This is a genomic window from Paenibacillus sp. S33 (assembly GCF_053615415.1).
This window is the reverse complement of record NZ_JBSIEZ010000001.1, coordinates 2,125,626-2,145,287: the sequence shown is the minus strand read 5'-3', so window position 1 is coordinate 2,145,287 and position 19,662 is coordinate 2,125,626. Positions and strand designations below refer to the sequence as shown.

Below are 19,662 nucleotides of genomic sequence, written 5' to 3'. Positions count from 1 at the left end.
CGATCCCTTTATTTCACTTTACCTTTTAATTTATATACATACGCCAGCACTTCGGCAACGGCCTGGAACAGATCAGCTGGTATCGCATCCCCGATTTCGGCTCTTTGAAACAGCGCCCGCGCCAGCGGCTTGTTTTCCATCGTTATTACGCCGTTTTGCTTGGCAATTTCTTTAATTCGGAGCGCAACGTAATCTTGCCCTTTCGCAATAATCTGCGGCGCTTCCATCTCCGAACCGTCATATTTCAAAGCCACAGCAAAGTGCGTAGGGTTGGTGATGATGACATCTGCATTAGGAACCTCCTGCATCATACGCTGCATAGCCATACGGCGCTGACGCTCGCGAATTTTCCCTTTGATCAGCGGGTCACCCTCCATTTTCTTGTATTCATCCTTGATGTCCTGTTTGGACATTCTCAGGTTTTTCTCATGCTCATAACGTTGATACATATAATCCAACACCGCTAAAACGAACAGCACCACACCAATTTTGAGTCCCAGTTCCATTGTTAATGAAGCTGTAAAGCTCAACATCTGATCACCGGACATTTCAGCCAGTTTAGGTAGGTCAGCCTTTGTTTTCCAGAGTACGCTGTACACCAGATAACCAATTACGGTCATTTTTAAAACAGATTTCAGGAATTCAACTAATGATCTCATGGAAAAAATGTTTTTGAATCCTTTAATCGGGTCAAGCTTGCTAAACTTGGGCGTAATCCCCTCTCCAACTAATAAAAAACCGATCTGCATGTAATTCGCTGCTATCCCGATGACAATAGCCCCAATAAAAATAGGCGCAAGCATAATCAAGATTTGCACGCCGTACTCACCCATCATCAGCAGCGTTGCATTCGGCGTTACCTCCATAGAGAGCCGATTCACAAAAATATCTCGAAATAGTCGAACTGCATGGTCCTTAAAATACCCGCCGAAAATCATGAGGCAAAAAAACGTAACCAGCAGGACACCAGCGGCGGGCAACTCCATGCTTTTGGCAACCTGCCCTTTTTGTCTTGCATCCTGTTTCTTTTTGGGTGTAGCTTTTTCCGTTTTTTCCCCTGAGAACAACTGCAGGTTCATAGCATATTTAAATGACAAACTACGTTCCTCCAGACCAGACATTAAGGACGATTACCCATAATATCCAACAAATTGCGCATGGATTCGAACATCACCGAAAACAATTTCTCGAATATAAAAGCAAAACTTGGCATGAGAAGCAGTAACATGAACAGTCCCACAAAAATTTTAAGCGGTACACCAATGACAAAAATATTAAACTGGGGAGCCGTTTTAGCAAGAAATCCGAGTCCCACATCCGTTAAAAAGGTAGCCACTACAATGGGAGCAGCAATTTGAAAGGCAAGCATAAATGATTCCGCAAAAGAACGTACCAGGAATTCAGTTACACTGCCACCATACAGCTTTACAAAAAAATCATTTGTCAGCGGTACCCAATCATAGCTGTATAAGATAGCATTTAGCAGATGATGATGCCCGTTTATGCTCAAAAAAAGCAATACAGCTATAGCAAACTTGAAATTCCCTGTTAAAGGCGATGAAGCTCCTGTCATTGGGTCAAGCACATTAGCCATCCCGAAGCCCACCTGAAGATCTATAAATGAACCTGCGGTTTGGATCGCTGTCATAAACAGATATGCGATAAAGCCCAACAACAACCCAATCAGCACCTCACGAGCAACTAACAAGACATACGCCGCATCTGCCGGTACCTGTTGATGCGTACCGTAGGTTAGATACACGACCAAAGCTAGAAATCCTGAAATTCCAACTTTAAAGATATTAGGTACCCCGCGGGTTGAAAAAATAGGCGCTACTACAAAAAATGAGGTAATCCGACAAAAAATCAACAAAAAAACAGGGAAACTCTGTAACAATATGTTCATAACATTCAGCCTAACCTATATATTTGTACAAATTGTCCAGAATGTTATACGTAAAGTCCACTAATGTGGTCAATATCCAGGGCCCGAACAAAAGCAATGCCAGCAATACGGCGACAATCTTCGGAACAAAGGCCAGTGTCTGCTCCTGAATTTGGGTTGTCGCCTGAAAAATACTGATAATCAAACCCACGACTAGCCCCAAAATCAGCATCGGAGCGCTCACCTTGAGTACAATGTACACCGCTTGCCCAGCCAGGGAAATAATAAACTCCGAAGTCATTGCCGTCCTCCTTGATTGCTGTCCTTGCATGAAGTATTCATGTGTTAAAACTCAGAAGCAATGATTTGACAACCAAATACCAACCATCTACAAGTACGAAAAGCAGTATTTTAAAAGGAAGGGAAATCATTACCGGTGGTAGCATCATCATCCCCATAGCCATGAGTGTACTCGCTACTACAATGTCAATAACTAAAAACGGTATAAAAACCATAAAGCCCATCTGAAATGCCGTTTTCAATTCACTGATTGCATAAGCCGGAACCATCACCGTTAGTGGAATATCCTGATAATTCTTTGGTTTTTCCATTTTGGTGTATTTCATAAATAGTAGTAGATCCTTCTCACGTGTATGAGAGAACATAAAAGTCTTGATCGGTACCGATGCCTTATCCAGCGCCTGAGACTGTGTTATATCCCCCTTGAGATACGGCTGAAGTGCAGTTTCATTCATAGCTGAGAACGTCGGTGCCATAATGAATAAAGTGAGAAACAAAGCCAGTCCGACAAGCACCTGATTAGGCGGCATCTGCTGGGTTCCCAGCGAAGTTCGCACAAAGCCAAGCACAATCACAATTCGCGTAAAACTTGTCATAAGTACAAGCAACGCAGGCGCTACACTAATGACAGTAATAAGTAAAATAATAGACAGCGAGGTGGCACCGGGCTGTCCTTTGTCCGAATTGCCGACTTGAATATCAATGTTCGGAATCGGTTCCGCAGAGGCCGCCGTCACCGAAATGAAGCTGAACAAGACAAGCAGCAAACATGCAAGTATAATCTTTTTTCTCATGAATCTCCCGACCGATCTGTAGTATTCTCCTCATTGCGCAGCTTTTCAAGTTTATCCTTGCGATTCGGCATTTGCCGAAGCTTGGATTCAAACATCTCATGAAAAGATGTCTCCTCTTCAGGCTGCTGCTGTGCCGCGTTGTTCCGGCGAAGCTTATCCGCAATTTTAGCGAATAGCGGGGCAATCGGGCCGCGCTGCAGAGAAGCTTCCTGCTCCAGTGCGGCCAAAATTTGCTCCACTTCTTCAGGATCGGATACTTTGTCAACAAGCCGGATATCTTCTCCCACACCAATGAGGTACACACTGCTACCAACTTCAACAAGCTGAAGGGATTTATTGGGACCAAGTCCCACGCCTCCCAGTATGCGAACGGAGCGGTTGCTGAACCAGCTCTGATTTCTTTTACTCAAAAACCGTATCAAGTACACGATCAGTACGATGATAAAGATTAGCACGAAAAGGACCCAGGCAATGTTGCCTATATTGCTGGATGTACTCAATGCGTCAGAGGCACCCTGTTGTGTATCCATACTGGGTGCGCCTTACACACCCAGTGTTTTGTTGATGGCTTCGATAACCCGATCCGATTGGAAAGGCTTAACGATAAAATCTTTTGCGCCAGCTTGAATGGCATCAATAACCATTGCTTGCTGACCCATCGCGGAACACATGATAACCTTTGCGTTCGCGTCAATTTGTTTGATTTCCTTCAGAGCGGCAATGCCGTCCATTTCAGGCATCGTGATATCCATCGTAATCAGGTCCGGACGAAGCTCCTTGAATTTTTCAATGGCCTGTGATCCGTCCTGGGCCTCTCCTACTACTTCAAATCCATTTTTGGACAGGATGTCCCGAATCATCATTCTCATAAATGCAGCATCGTCCACGATCAAAATACGGTTTGCCATCTGAAATAAATCCTCCCTAAATTATGCTTTTATTGTAATTTTTGAATACGGTCCCATTGGCTTACAATATCTGTTACACGCACGCCAAAGTTCTCGTCGATTACGACAACCTCGCCCTTGGCAATCAGTTTGTTGTTAACCAAAATGTCCACCGGCTCCCCGGCAAGCTTGTCCAGTTCAATAATTGAACCTTGTGAGAGCTCCAGAATATCTTTAATTTGCTTTTGGGTCCTTCCTAATTCTACGGTGACTCTAAGGGGAATGTCCATCAATAAATTTAAATTGTTTTCATCCACTTGCGCAAATGCACCGGACTGCAAGTTAGAAAATTGTACAGGTTGTACATTTACATTACGTCCCGGTACTGCGCCGTAGTGATGAGGCGTTCCATAAGGAGCTTGCGGCGGTACACCAGCTGGCATTCCATAACCCGGTGTTCCATAGCCTGGAGCGCCCGGCTGCCCATATCCCGGGTCTTGAGGATACATTGGCGGTTGTTGCCCATAGCCTGCGTCTTGCGGCGCCTGCGCGGCTGCAGGTGGCTGTTGATAGGCTGGTGCAGGCGGTTGCTGCGGAACGCTAGCTTGTTGCGGCGCTTCGGGAGCAGCTGTTGCAGCTACCTGCTGTGCGGACGCTTGCGGTTGTTCTTCATCCTCTCCGCCATTCATTAGGATGCTCACCATTTTTTTAGCAAAATTAACAGGCAATAGTTGCATCAGCGTTGAGTCAATAAGATCCCCGATCAATAACCGGAAGGATACTGTAATGAGCGTCTCTTCATCCGGCAGACTAGATACTCCATCACCGTGCATAGGATCCAAAATATCAATTCCCGGTGGAGAGATATTAACAAAACGATTAAACATGGTAGACATAGAGGTCGCCGACGATCCCATCATCTGGTTCATCGCTTCCTGCACGGCACTGATGTGAATTTCATTCAATTCTTCATCCGCTGGGTTACCTTCACCACCAAGCATTAAGTCCGCTATCACTTGTGCATCACGCTTTTTGATTACGAGTGAGTTAATACCCTCGAATCCATCGACATAATTTACATGTACAGCTACGTGTGGCTTTGGAAATGCAGTTTCAAATTCAGAACGGGTAATAATTGAAACTTTAGGTGTCGTAATATCCACCTTTTGACCGAGCAGTGTGGAAAGAGCCGTAGCTGCGCTGCCGAACGTTATATTACCGATTTCCCCGAGAGCATCCTGCTCCAGAGGAGTCAGAAAATCGTCAACGGTCTTGTTGGCGGGAGTAGAATCCGTCCCCGCTTCAGACTGTTTCAGCAAGGCATCGATTTCCTCCTGGGACAAATAGTCTTTACTCGTCAATTTCTTCAACTCCTTCGTTGACAATTTCATCAATTTGTACGGCAACACGATCTCTTACCATGCCGGGACTTCCCATAAACTTCAATTTCTCGCCCACCCGGATGGATAGTCCTTCTTTGACAGGCTTGTTCAATGAAATGACATCCCCTACCGAAAGGCCCAGAAACTCGGCTACATTTATCCGGGATTCACCCAACTCCGCAATAATAGGGAGCTCTGCTTTGGTGACCCGTAATCTCAAGGCGTCGATCTCTTCGGGCGCCCTTGATTTCTTTTCGGATGTAAACCACTGGTGCGTGGACAGTCTGGCCATAATGGGTTCCAATACCACGTGCGGGATACAGAGGTTAATCATCCCTGTGGTATCACCAATTTTGGTACTAAGCGAAATCAGAGCAATCGTTTCATTCGGCGAAACAATCTGCATAAACTGCGGATTCGTTTCCATCGCCTCTAGGCGCGGTTCAATGTCCAGTACCGTTTTCCAAGCCTCTTGCAGGCTATCAAAGGTACGGCTGAAAATTCGCTCCATGATCGTCGTCTCGATTTCGGTCAACGCAGTAACCTTTGACGGTGCCGAACCTGTTCCTCCGAGAAGCCTGTCCAACATGGCATAAGCAACGTTCGGGTGAACCTCAAGCACCATACGGCCTTCCAGCGGTTCAGCTTCAAAAATGTTTAGAATGGTCATTTTCGGAATGGAGCGAATGAATTCATCATAAGGAAGCTGCTCCACCTGAACGACATTAATTTGGACAAAAGTACGAAGCTGCGCTGAAAAATATGTGGTCAGATACCGCGCAAAGTTCTCGTGTATCCGCGTCAGACTCCGTATATGATCCTTGGAAAACCTAAGCGCTCTTTTAAAATCATAAGCGCGAACTTTCTTTTGGGTATCTTCCTTTTTAAGTTCTTCCGCATCCATTTCACCGGACGAAAGAGCTGCTAAAAGGGCATCAATTTCCCCTTGTGACAGTACATCCACCAATGTTATTCACCCCCTTACGTGTTCCTGACAAGTTCACCTGGAATCAAATGGCTGCCAGCAAAAAGTCTGTAATTTTGGCGTTCCCCAGGTGACCTTCAGGGAGCGACTTGTTGATGAGATCCGTCAGCTTGTCACTGAACTGGTCCCGGCCTTTAGCCGTTCTGAGCTCATCAGGTTTGGTGTCTGCAAGCAATTGAATAACGATGGGCTTAATACTGATGTCTTTAATTTTTTCAAAAGATTCTTTTGCTTTGGCATCGTTCAATTGAAAAGATAGGTTCATCTGGACAATGTAATCTGCGTCTGCCAAATTCGTTTTGATACCGGTAATTTCAGAGCTCACTTCCACCAATTCATCTGCTGACAATCTTGGAAGTTGTTCTGCTTGAGCAGCTTGCGCATTCGGTATGACTTCCGACTTCTTCCCGCTAAGCGCTGGTATAAGTACAAAGGCCGCGCCTGCAATCAAAGTAATCGCGAGTAAAATTGTAATGAGCCATGGCAGCATCTTCTTCATTCGTCTTCCTCCATTTGTTGCACTTTTATCGTGGCGGCATGCATGCCGATTTCACGGCTGTAACCCTTGATCAAGGAGACGACATCTGCCGCTTTTTCCAATACAATCAACCGTTTACCCGTCACCAAAGTGACGTATGTATCCGGTGTTTCCTCCACAGTCTCAATGAGCAGCGCATTAAGCCACATAGGCGAGCCGTTCAGCCGCGTTAACGGGATCATCGTAACACCAACCTCCTGATAGGTGCGGAGGAGCCTCTACTCCTCCGCGTTTAAATGAGATTATCGTTTCAAGTTTACAACTTCCTGAAGAACTTCATCCGAGGTCGTAATGATACGCGAGTTCGCTTGGAATCCGCGCTGAGCTACGATCATTTCGGTAAATTCGCCTGTCAGATCAACGTTGGACATTTCCAGCTGACCTGAGATAATAGCTCCCAGACCATCTGCGTTAGCAGTACCGATTTCCAATTCCTCTAGGTTAGAGTTAACTGTGGTACGGTATAAACTTCCCCCAATCTTCTCCAGACCTTCTGTATTCGCCACTCTAGCCACACCAATTTGAAGAGCATTATCAGTTGTACCATCTTGCAACTGCTGCACAATTGTACCGTCCTGTGAGATAGAGAAAGACGCGACATCTTCTGAAAGTGTAATTGGAGTTCCTCCTGTATCCACTACGAAAAACCCATCGGAAGTAACCAGATTTCGGTTCGCATCTACGTGAAAATCACCCGCACGAGTCAGATAAGGAACTTCCTGTGCATCATTCATTTTGACCAGGAAAAATCCGTCACCGTTAATACGTAAATCCGTTGGATTGTTCGTAGTCATTGCACTACCTGGAAGGTGCAGTGTATCAATTGAGCTGACCGACACTCCCAAACCTACCTGCTTGGCATTTTGCCCGGCAGTTGTTGTTCCGTCTGGTGCACTTGCGCCTGAACTCGTTTGGCTCAAGATATCCTTGAACATCACTCGGCTGGACTTGAAGCCTGTTGTATTTACGTTTGCAATGTTGTTACCGATAACGTCCAGCTTCGTTTGAAAGCCCTTCATGCCCGATACACCTGAATACATTGATCTCAACATTGAGTATAAATCCTCCTCTGATTGGTTGCTTAGTTGACCGCATCAGTCGATCCGCGGCTTTTTCATGGCTTTCCTATTCGGGCCAGCCACTTCGTATACATGTTTATGAAATAATTACAGCACTATCTATCTGCGTAAATACGTTATCCTCCATGGATTTCTTATCCATCGCGGTAACAACTGTTCGATTAGGTACACTTACAATCAAAGCCATATCCTGCATTAAAATCAGTGATTCTTTGGCGCCTTTGGCAGCTGCTTTATCCACAGCAGAGTTAATTTTCGCCATTTGGTCACTTCTCAACTCTATTCCCCGTTGCTCCAAACGCTTGGCTGCATGGTTGCTCAGCTTGAGCACCTGATCCTGCAACACCTGACCGAACGGTCTGGCATCCTTCGATACCGAATTTACTCGGTTTTTTGAGATTGCTGCCGGGGGCACGTTGGCGGGAAAAAGGCGTCCGACCGTTATCCTGTCATTCATGAGTTCTCACCGCTTCCAGTAGAGGAAGAAGATGAAGTATCTGATGTATCTGTAGCGGGAGTCGTTGTGTTAGCCTGGCTCACTGATGTTACATCTTTTAATGCCACCTCAGCCGCTCCCATTTTGGCATACTGCACTCCGTCACGAATAACGATGGAATCCACGATTCCAGTTTTCACTGTACCCGCACCTGTTTCACCTGTAATGGAGTCTTTTTTACCTGCCTCAATCCAGCTGACTTCTTTTCCTATCAAACCGGAAGCCGTACCTAAAGACTGTCCCAATGCATTCAACTGCGTAGAAATGTTCATCAGTTGTTCCACCGAGGAAAACTGGGCCATTTGAGCGATAAATTCTTTATCCTCCAGAGGCTGCATCGGATCCTGATTTTGTAGCTGGGTGATCAAAATTTTTAAAAACTGATCTTTACCCATCGTTTTAGTATCCTTGGCACTCGCCGTTTTGACATTGTTCACATTGTAATTCGGCCAGACGTTACTGGTGGATACATTGTTGTCTGTCGTCGTCATTGTGTTCTCACCTCCATCATTACGCTTGTGCTGTAAAGGAGCCTGTCCGATTCATATCATCTGCGCGTTGTTCAGCTGTCCAGTTACGAAGCTCTTCTGCCATTTCAGCTACCTTCAAAGCATCCTCGCTCTCTTCTCTACCTCGAGCTTTGGAACGTTGATTGGATTGCTGCTGCTGATTAGCTCCAGATCCGCGTCCATCCTGATACATATGGGAGGAAAGCGACTCATTGTGCGTTACTTCTACCTTATCTACCTGGATACCTTGGCTCTGGAGACTCGAACGCAGCTGCGACATTTGCTGTTCCAGCAAATCCTTCGCTCCGCTATGCTCAGTCATGAACTGGGCAACCAGATGACCATTTTGCATTGTCAGCTTAACTTCCAGCTGGCCCAGATGATCTGGACGAAGCATGATAGTCGCTTCCGTCAAACCAGTGTGTTTTACAATGTCAAGTTTCTGCACTACAAATTCGGTCATCTCCTTGGCAAATTGCCGTACATGTACGACTGGTTGAGCCGGAGCCGAAGGTGTTGTTCCTTGCGTTTGTACCGAAAGCTGTCCCGCAGTCGTGATCACTGGAGTCTGATTGTCAGTTGCTGTCGAATCCGCTTGCTCAGTTGCATCTACGAATGCACTCGCTTCATCTGTTACAGTCGTCTTAACTGCAGACTGAACGAGAATATTAGTTGATGAACGTCGCCCTTCTGAACCTTGTTGATTAGTTTCACCCTGACTTGCTTGCTGCTGAGAAGCAACAACCTGTTTGTCTGTAGTAGCTGTAGCTACGGGCTGAGTACCATTTGCTCGATTTGCAGAAGGCTGAACTGCTTGTGAATCTCCACCATCAGCAAGTTCCACAGCTTTCATTACACCATTCCACTGCTCATCGGAAATAGCTCCCGTACCTGCCGTTGCGCTTTGGAGCGATTGTAGTAACTGTGCCACCTGGGACTTTTGGTCTCCAGAAGCCTGCTCTGCTACATTGGCAAGTTGTGACAAAGCGTCCTGTAATGCAAATCGAAGAGTAGCCGGGTTGGCTGCCAAAGCTGTTAAGCCTGTCGCCTCTGTCGTTTCTCCACCGTTTAACTGTTGATTTGTTCCGTCGCCTTGTAAAAACTGTTGTACTTGCTGAATCCACGCTTGCAGAGTTGCAAGCAGAGCAGGATCAGCAGCTACTTGATCATCCAGCTTTTCAAGATTTTGCAGCAAAGGAGCCAGTGTTTCGGCCAGCGGCTCGGTTGGAGCTTCCGTGGATTCTCCAGTTGCAATAAGCGGAAGTACCATAACTAATGGAGAACCGTTCGCATCTGTGCCTGCTGAGCCCGTTTGCCCGCCTGTCATCATTTGCGTAAGTGTTTGATTAAAAGCACCCGTGGTTGCTCCAGCAGCTGTCGCTGTAGTCGTTGTTGAGGCCGTTGTACTGCTAGCTGTCTGACTGGAGCCGAGCGATACACTTTGAGAAATAAGGGTCATTTATTTTTCACCTCCCTTCATTTAAATTACTTACTGCCCATCAGTTTGTTCAAAATTTTTGCGGTCTGAGCAGCATCCTTGGCAGACATATTTTGTAGTAAAGAACCACGTGTCGAATCATCTACTGTATTTAATATGTTTAATGCCTTGTCTGGACTGATTTTGTAAGTTTGTAAAATAAGTTCGGCACCGCTCTTCTTGTCCATGGAAGCAAATGTGCTACTGATTTGAGTGCTTTGCAAACTCTTACTCGTTGTTCCAGCTGTGGTACCTTGATCCTTTTTCAGACGAGACTGCAACGCAGCAACTGACAAATCCGTAGATGGCGTTACGTTTTTCAGAGCCATAGTAATATCGGCTGCTTTTTTAGCGTCCATCTTTTGCAAAATCTTCGCACTATTGGCAGGGTCCATGTAGCTTAACAGCTGCACAGTCTCTTCCGTGGTCAGATTCTCCATAATCGGTGCCGCTTTACTTGCTGTCATCCCTTCATACATGCTAGCAAGATCTCTTGCCTGTTTTACATAAGGATCTTCATTTGTTGTTCCACCTGTAGTTTGCGTACCGGCCTGTCCCGGCTGACTGGCCTGTGACTGCTGTTCCTGTTGCGTTTGCAGCGTAGTGACCTGATTCTGCAGTTCAGTAACCTTTTTATCTTGTGTCGTCTTAGCAGCGGTAGCCTTTTTAAGCTCCTCCGTCTGCTTGGCTAAATCTGCCTTTAACTGCTCAATAGTTGCTTCAGAACTTTCAGACTGAGCCTTCTGATCTGCCTCTTTCGTCTGAGTAGCCTTATCTTTCGGTTCAGGTATCCAATTTTTAACAACTGGTATTTTGTTCCCTAACGAAATCATTTCGCTTCTGAAGTCCATATTGAACAATGTAAGCAGGACCCCGACCAGAACGATTGTGAACACAATCGGAATCAGGAAAAACATAAACCGTTCAAATCCCCCGCCTGATTCTTTTCCTAAATCCATATCCAGTTCATTTTCTGCTAACTTCTGTGCCATCGTCTTCCTCCTCAGGCAGCTGATATGCGTATCCTATGACTTTCCGCTTACCGGGCTTTCATGGCAAATCGCACGGAAGCCATTTCATCCAGCTCGTTCTGCTCGCGCAGGAGCATTTCCTGTTGGAATTTCACGTTGGCCTTCTCTCTCGCTTTCAGCCAAACCTGTTCATCCAGCATTTTATCGGTCAAAACGGTTTGTTTGCTTTGCACATTTTGCTGCGCATATTGAACATCCCTATGCTTGCGTGTAATACATTGGTCCAGATGATTAACATAAGCCTGTAATTCCTGAATGGTAGAGAGTGGCGCGCAATCCTCGGCAGCCTTTTGAATGGCTGATATGACCCGATTCCTTTCGCCTACAAGCTGTGTTAATGTCTGCTCCTCAGCCTGCAATTGTCCGACAGCACTGGAAAGCAACCATTCGGCCTGTGACTTTTCGTTGGTTTTCAAGTCTACAACTTTCTGAAAGGAATACTGAAATCTCATCGTTCAACCTTCATCTCCTCGTAAATTCAGAAATCAAACGCTCCCTTACCTCGTCCAGCTCAGCCTTCTCATCTGTTCTTTGTCTTGTAAAATCCCATATATCTCGTATGCGCTCCATGGATTCGTCAATTTCTGCATTTGAACCCTGCTGATAGGCCCCGATATTAATCAGGTCCTCCGAATCTTTGTAAATGGCCATCAAGCGCTTAATGTTCTCGGCAGCGTCTATCTGATCTCGTGGTGCGATATCCTTCATAACCCGGCTAATACTCGCTAACACATCAATTGCGGGAAAATGTCCTTTGTTCGCAATCCCACGATTCAAGACAATATGTCCATCCAAAATCCCGCGCACCGCATCCGCGATGGGCTCGTTCATATCATCACCATCGACCAGTACCGTATAAAAAGCGGTTATGGAGCCAGTAGGACCTGTCCCTGCACGTTCTAAAAGCTTAGGTAGACTAGCAAACACGGAAGGGGTGTACCCTCTCATTGCCGGTGGCTCCCCTACCGCTAGGCCGACTTCACGTTGGGCCATCGCATACCGGGTAACTGAATCCATCATCAGCATGACATTCAATCCGCGATCCCGAAAATATTCCGCGATGGTCGTTGCAATAAGTGCACCCTTAATACGGATTAACGCAGGTTGGTCGGAAGTTGCCACAATGACCACTGAGCGTTCTAGTCCCTCTGGACCTAAATCGCGTTCAATAAAGTCCAGCACTTCACGTCCACGTTCTCCGATCAAGGCAATTACATTCACATCGGCTTCCGTATTACGAGCAATCATCCCCATCAAGGTACTTTTACCTACACCCGAACCTGCAAAAATACCAACCCGTTGTCCTTTACCGATAGTAAGCAACCCGTCGATAGCGCGCACCCCGATACTGATTGGTTCCTGCACACGCGGACGATTCAGCGGATTAGACGGAATATTGAAGGTTGAATATCTCGCCATTCGCGAGGGGATCAGTGAGCCATCCAGAGGCTGACCCAAGCCGTCCAGCACTTTGCCTAACAGCTCCGACCCGACCTGCACATTCAACGGCTTCCCTGTTCCTACAACATCACAACCGGGACCAATAGATTGCAGTTCTCCAAGTGGCATCAGAAGCACTTTATTGTCCCTGAAGCCTACAACTTCCGCTTGCAACGGCTTGGCCGTTTTGCCCGGATAAATGTAACAAACATCCCCGATACTGGCGTCCGGACCTTCCGATTCAACCATCAGGCCGATAACCTGCGTAACCTTGCCATTTACCCGAACCGGGTCCAACTGGCGCAAATGATCCATGTAGCGCTGCGCATTAAGCCCCTTCATGTCTTCGCTCCTCATTCTCATGTGCCAGACGCAGTAGTTCCTTTTTGATCTCAGCTAATTGCGTATCAATCCGAGCATCCACGCTTCCAAAGGAAGAACGGATAACACAGCCGCGATCTTTGACGGTACCATCAGGAATAATTTGCAGTTCTGCCTGCGAATCGACAGTTAATGACAATTCTTCTCGTGCACCTTGCACAAATGCGAAATGCTGAGGCGACACACACAATGTAATGGTTCCTTTTTCCCGCTTACGAGCCAAATTTTTACGAATTAATTCAATCGTGTATTCTGGCTCAAGGCTAAGCTGTTTCTCAATGACCTTCTCAGCAATAGCACTACTTAGTTCGACCAGAAAAGGCTCCGCTTCCTGAATCAGTTGTTCCTTAATCTCATAGGCCTGACGCAGAATATCCTGTGCTTCTTCCATCATCTGCTCCGATTTCGTTTGGAGCTCGGCCTCAGCCAGCTTCTGGCCTTCTTCATATCCTTGCTGAAACCCATCAGCTTTTAACGACTGAGTCAACTGATCGTCATGCTCGCGTCGTTCCTGCCACCAGGCTTCAATCTGCTGCTGTGCCTCCTGAAGCATCCGTTCCGCTTCTTCAGCTGCCTCGCGAACCTGACGTTCGGCAAAATCCTTGGCATCATTCAGCATTTCATCCCGCAGCCGTTCAGCCTCGTGATCTCGCTGAGGCTCCGGCTCCGTATATTCAGTTATGATTTCTTCATCCGTCGTTTCTGGCGCATACGTATGTGCCACATCAATTGTTTTCAAAGCCTCTACAGGAACATATTGGAAAGATTTAATCAAGTTAGACAATGATGTCATCTCCTCCGCCGCGTGCGATTATAATCTCACCGGCCTCTTCCAATCTGCGGATCGTCGATACGATACGTGTCTGTGCTTCTTCCACATCACGCAACCGCACCGGTCCCATGTACTCCATTTCCTCTTTGAAGGTTTCTGCCATACGTTTCGACATATTTCGGAAAATCACATCGCGTACTTCTTCACTGGACACTTTAAGCGCCAATTGCAAATCTGCATTGTCGATATCGCGGATAATGCGCTGAATGGAACGGTTGTCCACATTGACGATATCCTCGAACACGAACATTCTTTTCTTGATTTCCTCAGCCAGTTCTGGATCTTGAATTTCAAGCGAGTCGAGAATCGTACGTTCGGTTCCGCGGTCTACGCCATTCAAAATCTGAACAATGGACTCGATACCACCCGCATTCGTATAATCCTGCGTCGCGGTTGCAGACAGTTTTTGCTCCAACACTCGTTCCACCTGGGAAATAACTTCCGGAGATGTACTGTCCATGACAGCGACACGCCGGGCCACATCTGCCTGTTTTTCCTGTGGCAGAGACGACAGAATTGCAGCCGCCTGCTCAAATTGCAAGTACGAAAGCACGAGAGCAATCGTTTGCGGATTCTCATTCTGTATAAAATTCAATATCTGGTTTGGATCAGCCTTGCGGGCAAAATCGAAGGGTCTTACCTGTAACGTCGCTGTTAGACGGTTAATGACCTCAACTGCTTTTTGCGATCCGAGTGCTTTCTCCAATATTTCTTTAGCGTAATTAATACCGCCTTGGGAAATGTACTCCTGAGCCAAACAAATTTGATGAAACTCGGCCATGATGGAGTCCTTCTCAATGGCATCGACCTTCCGCACATTGGCAATTTCCAATGTAAGTTGCTCGATCTCCTCATCACGCAAATGCTTGAATATTTGAGCAGATACCTCTGGTCCCATTGTGATCAGAAGTATAGCTGCTTTCTGTCTTCCCGTTAAACCTTGACTGCTTGCCTTTGCCAATGAACTCACCTCTATTCGTCAGCCAGCCATGTACGAAGCAGATTGACGAATTCGTCGGGTTTCTTTTTCGCCAGACTTTCAAGCTGTTTACGCACTTGACTTTCATTTGTCACACTTTCCATGGTAATAGACGGGAACTCCGTCGGCGTTGGCATGAGTTGCAATTCTTCATCCAACTCTTCTTCCTGCTTACGACGACCGCGTACGATGAGGAAGATTACACCCGCCAGCAGTGCCAGAACAGCAGCTCCGATGCCCCATAGCCAAGGGTTGGAAGCTGAGAAGAATGTATTCGTGCTCGCAGGCGCTGGAACAGCTTGTGAGAACACTGAAACCTTCTTAGCCAAATCAGCGTCTGTAATAGTAGTACCAGAATTCGCCAACGATGCTCTTACAATATTAACCAAAATATTTTGAATTGCTGTCTGAGTTGCAGTATCCAACGTTTGCTGACCTGTTGGTGGTTCAACTGCAACATTAATGGTTAAATCTTTTACAGTGTACGGACTTTGGATAATATCCCTTGCAATTCGGTTAACTTCGTAGTTAATCGTACTTGAGCTCTTATCTGAGCTGGTATTGCCGGAATTAGCTCCTCCCGGGTAGCCCGGAACATCCTGTGTTCCTGTTCCTGCAACTCCTCCGGTTTGTCCACTACTGCCCGTATAGCTTTCCTGAATTTGTTGGGCGCTAATTTCAATACCCTTCATTTTCGTTTGATCAACAGGTGTGACCATTTGTTCTTTTGATGTTACTTTGTCGAAATTTAGCTGGGACATAACCAGCACGTTTACCTTGTCGTCTCCAACAATTTTCGACAAAAATTGTTGGACATTATTCCTTACATCGCTCTCAAACTTCTTCTGTAGAGCCATGTTTTCCTGAACACCACTAGTGAGCCCACCTTGGCCGCCCTTGGCCGTTGGAATCAACTCATATTCCTTATTGGTGATCGTAATGTTTTCCACTGGCAGATTCGGCACGGCCGTTTTTACCAGATTAAAGTATCCGTCGATCGCTTGCTGATTTGGAGTAAAGCCAGGCTCGAATTCCATTTGAATCGAAGCGGAGGCTTTGTCCTTTTCTTCAAGTCCGGCAAAAATGTTTTCCTTTGGCATATTAATGACAGCTTTGGAGCTTTGGACACCATCCATCCGTTCCAACAGTTGCTGTATTTCGCCGTTCAATGCATTATTGTACTTCACATTGAACTCGTTCTCCGTCATACCAATCGCAGAGGAGGACTGGTCAAAAGCGCTCATGCCGATTGAACCCTTCTGAATCAGGCCTTGAGACCCAACATCTACCTTTGCCTTATCCGCATTAGCAGTTGGGACTGAGATTTGTGTCCCACCAGCATTAAGTTGGTACGGTATACCCGCAGAATCGAGATATTTAATGACTCCGGCAGCATCGTTAGCATTTAAATCTCGGAAAGCCACTTCATACTCGGTTTTGGTAAACTGCATCGTTAGCACTACAACGGCGATAATGATGAATGCTAATGTCGAAACAAGTAATATCTTCTGTTTTTTGCTGAAATTATTCCAATACCCGGAAATCTTATCCCGATATTGGGCGATTCTCTCGTTCACTCCGTCACCCCATCCGAAACTTTGCTAAACCCTCTTTACATCTGTGTACGCATGATCTCCTGATAGGCTTCGATCGCTTTGTTTCGGACCTGTGTAGTAAGCTGCAGGGAAAGCAGCGCTTGTTGGGAAGTGATCATGACCTGATCTACATCAACTTTGCCTGCCATGAATTGGTCGGACATCTGGTGCGTAGCGGCTTCCTGCTGCCCTACTTCATTGAGAGCATCCTTTAGGAAGGAACCAAAATCCTTCAAGGATTCGGAAGGCGTCGCTTTCGTCAACTCATTGTTAGGCGATTGAATCTGCTGTATTGCCGGTGTCTGTACATTAAACATGGCGTTCTGAATCATGTTTTACTCTCCCTATTAAGTAGTTAGTAGTCCTAGAACTTAGCGACCGATTTCAAGCGCTTTGGAAACCATAGCCTTTGATGCATTCAGAGCTGTTACATTGGCTTCGTATGAGCGTGTTGCGGAAATCATGTCGACCATTTCTTTCATAATGTCTACATTAGGCATATATACATAGCCATCTTTATCAGCGTCCGGGTGACCCGGATTGTACACAGGCTTTAAAGGTGACTGATCTTCCTGAATTTGCGAAACCTTAACGCCAGCAGCGCTTGTGCTACTTCCTTCCATTTGAGCCTTCAAAACATCGGCAAAGCCAGATTGGTTCGGCTCCAAAACAACCGTTTTTCTCCGATATGGAACTGCTTGTCCATTCTCTACTTTCGCCCGAGTTGTCTCTGCGTTGGCAATGTTGCTAGATATAACGTCCATCCGCAACCGTTGGGCCGTAAGAGCAGATGCACTAATATCAAAGCCGTTGTTAATCTTCACCTAGTCCTATCTCCCTTCTACCGCTGTTCTCATCATCTTGATGCGCTCATTAATTTCTTGGATGTAGGTATTATATCTTAGTTGATTTTCAGCCATAAGACTCATTTCTCTGTCGATATCTACGTTGTTCATATTGTTATTCATGACTGAGTACCCATCTTTGGTGACCGTGGCATCTGGAATGGAGTTCACAGGTCCTATTTGAAAATGTCTTGAATTGGTTACTTTTCCACGTAGTGGTGTGACATCACCGTCCATTTGCTGCTGAAGCAGTTCTTCAAATGAAACCTCCGAACGCTTAAAATACGGGGTATCCGCATTGGATATATTGTCGGCCATCACACGTTGTCTCGTATTTGCCGCCTGTACACCTGCCTGAAGCTTTTGAAAGCTCATATCACCCAGCAGATTCATTTAGCTCCTCCCTCCCAGCGTCTACTCCAAAGTAAGATTCAATAAAACAAGATTTTTCACTTTTTTTCGACAATAAAATTTCATAATTATACATTTCTTTTAGGTCTTAAGTAGAAAATAATAACTTTCTGTCATATATTCTAAGTTTCGTAGAGTTGGGACCTAATTACAATAAGAAAAAAGCCCTATCTTTTTTAAAAAAGAGGGCTTTAGATGCATAAAATGTTAAATTTTTCAGGTTTATTTCAAGAAAATGAATGTTTTCTTAGCACTTTACACCTGTAAAAGATTATACGTCCTACTTTTGGAATAGACAGAAAAATCATCAACTTGACCATTATCTAGGTCTAAACGACGGTGCAAGATAGTGTTATTCTGGACCTCACACCCTATTTTTAGAAACCCTATTCATAAAATATACTGACTAAGGTCCCTGTTTTGGGCAATATCTCCCAGCTTCTCACGTACATATTCCGGGGTAATGATCATACGATCCAATGTAAGCTCTGGTGCTTCAAACGACAGATCCTCCAGCAGCTTTTCTAGAATGGTATGCAAACGACGTGCACCAATATTTTCGGTGTTGCGATTTACAGACTCAGCAATGCTGGCAATCTCACGGATCGCTTCCGCAGAAAATTCGACTTCAATCTCCTCAGTACGGAGTAGATCAGTGTATTGCTTGGTCAGCGCATTTTTAGGCTCCGTCAGTATCGACACAAACTCATCCAAAGTCAGGCTACTTAATTCCACACGGATTGGAAAACGACCCTGAAGCTCAGGGATCAGGTCAGATGGTTTTGCAACATGAAAAGCTCCTGCAGCAATAAACAGAATGTAATCTGTTCTTACCGGACCGTATTTGGTCATGATGGTAGATCCCTCGACAATAGGTAAAATATCGCGCTGGACGCCTTCTCTCGACACATCGGGGCCGCTACCCTTACCCTGGCTGGCAATCTTATCTATTTCATCAATAAAAATAATACCGGATTGCTCAGCACGCTTCACAGACTCCTGAATCACATCATCCATATCGATCAATTTGGCGGCCTCATCTTGAATCAACACCTTGCGAGCTTCCTTGACTGGTAGCTTGCGCTTTTTCGTCCGCTTGGGCAGAAAACTTCCGAACATCTCCTGCATATTCATACCCATTTGTTCATTCCCTTGCCCAGCAAACATATCGAGCATATTGGGGGCAGTATCCTCCACATCAATCTCTATGACATCATCCTCAAGCTTACCAGACAATAGATCGAATTTAACCTTACGGCGCTTTTCTGCCAAAGATCCATCCTGTTGTGGCGGTTCTTCTTCTACTGAAGTTCCCGTGTTATTGCCAAACAGCATTTCAAAAGGATTACGTTGCGATTTGTTTGACTTTTCTGCAGGTACAAGGATGCTGACAATCCGTTCATTTGCCATGTCTTCCGCTTTGTCCTTCACATTCTCTGTTCGTTCCGTCTTAACGATGCGAATAGAGGTTTCCATCAGATCACGCACCATGGATTCCACATCACGACCGACGTAACCCACTTCTGTAAATTTGGTCGCCTCTACCTTGACAAAAGGAGCTCCCACGAGCCGTGCAAGTCTACGTGCAATTTCAGTTTTACCCACACCTGTCGGTCCGATCATCAAAATATTTTTAGGCACAATTTCATCCCGGATATCATCCGGCAGCTTACTACGCCGATAACGGTTGCGCAAGGCAACAGCAACAGATTTTTTAGCTTCCTTTTGTCCGACAATATACTTATCCAGCTCGGATACCACTTGTCTGGGCGTCAACGATTGATTATTCATTTTGCACTCCTCCACCCTTGAATAC

Annotated in this window: 24 protein-coding genes; all 24 read right to left on the bottom strand. The window is 45.8% G+C overall.

Annotation, left to right across the window (positions count from 1 at the left end; translation table 11 throughout):
- Positions 1-8: 8 nt before the first annotated feature.
- The 24 genes from flhB to hslU all read right to left on the bottom strand — a co-directional run bounded on the left by flhB (position 9) and on the right by hslU (position 19,637).
- Positions 9-1,121 (bottom strand): flagellar biosynthesis protein FlhB, encoded by a 1,113-nt coding sequence (gene flhB / locus ACWGXJ_RS10190; protein WP_250261653.1) that lies wholly within the window; start codon positions 1,119-1,121, stop codon positions 9-11.
- Positions 1,121-1,906 (bottom strand): flagellar biosynthetic protein FliR, encoded by a 786-nt coding sequence (fliR, locus tag ACWGXJ_RS10185; protein ID WP_452566670.1) that lies wholly within the window; start codon positions 1,904-1,906, stop codon positions 1,121-1,123. The genes flhB and fliR overlap by 1 nt, the downstream gene beginning before the upstream one ends.
- Before the next feature lie 10 nt (positions 1,907-1,916).
- On the bottom strand, positions 1,917-2,186 hold the full coding sequence (gene fliQ / locus ACWGXJ_RS10180; protein WP_007430038.1) for a flagellar biosynthesis protein FliQ: 270 nt from the start codon (positions 2,184-2,186) through the stop codon (positions 1,917-1,919).
- Between the two features lie 37 nt (positions 2,187-2,223).
- Positions 2,224-2,979, bottom strand: coding sequence for a flagellar type III secretion system pore protein FliP (gene fliP / locus ACWGXJ_RS10175; protein WP_061829456.1), 756 nt, complete (start codon positions 2,977-2,979; stop codon positions 2,224-2,226).
- Positions 2,976-3,509 carry a flagellar biosynthetic protein FliO gene (locus ACWGXJ_RS10170; protein WP_023988197.1) on the bottom strand — a complete coding sequence of 178 codons (534 nt, stop codon included), beginning with the start codon at positions 3,507-3,509 and terminating at the stop codon, positions 2,976-2,978. Before ACWGXJ_RS10170 ends, fliP begins: the two co-directional genes overlap by 4 nt.
- 12 nt (positions 3,510-3,521) lie before the next feature.
- On the bottom strand, positions 3,522-3,887 hold the full coding sequence (locus ACWGXJ_RS10165) for a response regulator (RefSeq protein WP_010346372.1): 366 nt from the start codon (positions 3,885-3,887) through the stop codon (positions 3,522-3,524).
- Between the two features lie 29 nt (positions 3,888-3,916).
- The gene (gene fliY / locus ACWGXJ_RS10160) at positions 3,917-5,227 is read right to left on the bottom strand and encodes a flagellar motor switch phosphatase FliY (RefSeq protein WP_452566669.1); all 1,311 of its coding nucleotides are present in this window, start codon (positions 5,225-5,227) and stop codon (positions 3,917-3,919) included.
- Positions 5,217-6,215 carry a flagellar motor switch protein FliM gene (gene fliM, locus ACWGXJ_RS10155; RefSeq protein WP_029516998.1) on the bottom strand — a complete coding sequence of 333 codons (999 nt, stop codon included), beginning with the start codon at positions 6,213-6,215 and terminating at the stop codon, positions 5,217-5,219. The genes fliY and fliM overlap by 11 nt, the downstream gene beginning before the upstream one ends.
- A 43-nt stretch (positions 6,216-6,258) precedes the next feature.
- A complete protein-coding gene (locus ACWGXJ_RS10150) occupies positions 6,259-6,732 on the bottom strand; it encodes a flagellar basal body-associated FliL family protein (RefSeq protein ID WP_023988194.1) in 474 nt (157 codons plus the stop codon).
- The gene (locus ACWGXJ_RS10145; RefSeq protein ID WP_013309896.1) at positions 6,729-6,953 is read right to left on the bottom strand and encodes a flagellar FlbD family protein; all 225 of its coding nucleotides are present in this window, start codon (positions 6,951-6,953) and stop codon (positions 6,729-6,731) included. Before ACWGXJ_RS10145 ends, ACWGXJ_RS10150 begins: the two co-directional genes overlap by 4 nt.
- Positions 6,954-7,013: 60 nt before the next feature.
- Positions 7,014-7,823, bottom strand: coding sequence for a flagellar basal body rod protein FlgG (gene flgG / locus ACWGXJ_RS10140; protein ID WP_235308124.1), 810 nt, complete (start codon positions 7,821-7,823; stop codon positions 7,014-7,016).
- A 103-nt stretch (positions 7,824-7,926) separates the two neighbouring features.
- Entirely contained in the window at positions 7,927-8,307 is a 381-nt protein-coding gene (locus tag ACWGXJ_RS10135) for a TIGR02530 family flagellar biosynthesis protein (RefSeq protein ID WP_061831868.1), read from the bottom strand.
- Entirely contained in the window at positions 8,304-8,837 is a 534-nt protein-coding gene (locus tag ACWGXJ_RS10130; RefSeq protein WP_254325828.1) for a flagellar hook capping FlgD N-terminal domain-containing protein, read from the bottom strand. Before ACWGXJ_RS10130 ends, ACWGXJ_RS10135 begins: the two co-directional genes overlap by 4 nt.
- Positions 8,838-8,856: 19 nt before the next feature.
- Positions 8,857-10,314 carry a flagellar hook-length control protein FliK gene (locus ACWGXJ_RS10125; protein ID WP_250261657.1) on the bottom strand — a complete coding sequence of 486 codons (1,458 nt, stop codon included), beginning with the start codon at positions 10,312-10,314 and terminating at the stop codon, positions 8,857-8,859.
- Between the two features lie 26 nt (positions 10,315-10,340).
- Positions 10,341-11,324: a magnesium transporter MgtE N-terminal domain-containing protein gene (locus ACWGXJ_RS10120; RefSeq protein ID WP_452566668.1), complete on the bottom strand. Its 984-nt coding sequence runs from the start codon at positions 11,322-11,324 to the stop codon at positions 10,341-10,343.
- Between the two features lie 47 nt (positions 11,325-11,371).
- Positions 11,372-11,815, bottom strand: a complete 444-nt coding sequence (gene fliJ, locus ACWGXJ_RS10115) for a flagellar export protein FliJ (RefSeq protein ID WP_013309890.1) — start codon at positions 11,813-11,815, stop codon at positions 11,372-11,374.
- Positions 11,816-11,825: 10 nt separating this feature from the next.
- Entirely contained in the window at positions 11,826-13,145 is a 1,320-nt protein-coding gene (gene fliI, locus ACWGXJ_RS10110) for a flagellar protein export ATPase FliI (protein ID WP_069291725.1), read from the bottom strand.
- Complete coding sequence (locus ACWGXJ_RS10105; RefSeq protein ID WP_430151404.1) at positions 13,132-13,968, bottom strand: FliH/SctL family protein; 837 nt, start codon at positions 13,966-13,968, stop codon at positions 13,132-13,134. Before ACWGXJ_RS10105 ends, fliI begins: the two co-directional genes overlap by 14 nt.
- On the bottom strand, positions 13,961-14,977 hold the full coding sequence (gene fliG, locus ACWGXJ_RS10100; RefSeq protein ID WP_013370674.1) for a flagellar motor switch protein FliG: 1,017 nt from the start codon (positions 14,975-14,977) through the stop codon (positions 13,961-13,963). The genes ACWGXJ_RS10105 and fliG overlap by 8 nt, the downstream gene beginning before the upstream one ends.
- 11 nt (positions 14,978-14,988) lie before the next feature.
- Positions 14,989-16,572, bottom strand: coding sequence for a flagellar basal-body MS-ring/collar protein FliF (fliF, locus tag ACWGXJ_RS10095; RefSeq protein WP_013309886.1), 1,584 nt, complete (start codon positions 16,570-16,572; stop codon positions 14,989-14,991).
- A 35-nt stretch (positions 16,573-16,607) separates the two neighbouring features.
- Complete coding sequence (fliE, locus tag ACWGXJ_RS10090; protein ID WP_061831861.1) at positions 16,608-16,922, bottom strand: flagellar hook-basal body complex protein FliE; 315 nt, start codon at positions 16,920-16,922, stop codon at positions 16,608-16,610.
- A 39-nt stretch (positions 16,923-16,961) separates the two neighbouring features.
- Positions 16,962-17,414 carry a flagellar basal body rod protein FlgC gene (flgC, locus tag ACWGXJ_RS10085; protein WP_013309884.1) on the bottom strand — a complete coding sequence of 151 codons (453 nt, stop codon included), beginning with the start codon at positions 17,412-17,414 and terminating at the stop codon, positions 16,962-16,964.
- A 6-nt stretch (positions 17,415-17,420) separates the two neighbouring features.
- Positions 17,421-17,828: a flagellar basal body rod protein FlgB gene (gene flgB, locus ACWGXJ_RS10080; protein WP_013309883.1), complete on the bottom strand. Its 408-nt coding sequence runs from the start codon at positions 17,826-17,828 to the stop codon at positions 17,421-17,423.
- A 408-nt stretch (positions 17,829-18,236) separates the two neighbouring features.
- Positions 18,237-19,637 (bottom strand): ATP-dependent protease ATPase subunit HslU, encoded by a 1,401-nt coding sequence (gene hslU / locus ACWGXJ_RS10075; protein WP_023988186.1) that lies wholly within the window; start codon positions 19,635-19,637, stop codon positions 18,237-18,239.
- Positions 19,638-19,662: the final 25 nt, after the last annotated feature.